A 519-nucleotide genomic window follows, 5' to 3' on the forward strand; every position below is an offset into this window, starting at 1 on the left:
CTCAAGCATCAACTAAAGTATCAACATGCATTCCGCAATCGTAGCACTTGTCTGTTGCTTCGCTGCAACCCATGCTGCAAGCACTGGCGTCAGCATTGCAACCCTCCCAGCTGCAGTAGAATCTGGTGTTGGAATTGCAACCCTCCCAGCTGTTATTGAATCCGGTGTTGGAGCTGCAATCCTCCCTGAAGTAGTTGAATCAGATGTTGGTGTTGGTGCTGTTACTCTTCCCGGACAAGTTGAAGATGGTTCTATAAGCTATGTTGATGATGGTTCTATAAGCTATGTTGATGAAGGTACTATAAGCCATGTTGATGAAGGTTCTATAAGCAGTGTTGATGAAGGTTCTATAAGTCTTGTTGATGATGCATCAGCAGCTTCAGGTGTTGAAGCCAGCTCTGATGGTAATGCAGTAGAACTCAAACTTAACATCCGCGTTCCAATTGGTGCATCTGGTCTCGCAATAGATTCCATCTCTGCTTCCGTGAACCCCGCAGTCAATCCCGCAGTCTTGCCCGC

At 46.6% G+C, this 519-nt stretch carries 1 protein-coding gene; it reads left to right on the plus strand.

Translation table 11 applies throughout. The features are described from left to right. Window positions 1-25 precede the first annotated feature (25 nt). Window positions 26-519: hypothetical protein (locus tag EK369_RS21655; protein ID WP_164727099.1), on the plus strand; the 494-nt coding region annotated here is incomplete at its 3' end.

This window comes from Shimia sediminis, from assembly GCF_003990645.1.
GTDB classification, from domain to species: Bacteria; Pseudomonadota; Alphaproteobacteria; order Rhodobacterales; family Rhodobacteraceae; genus Shimia; species Shimia sediminis.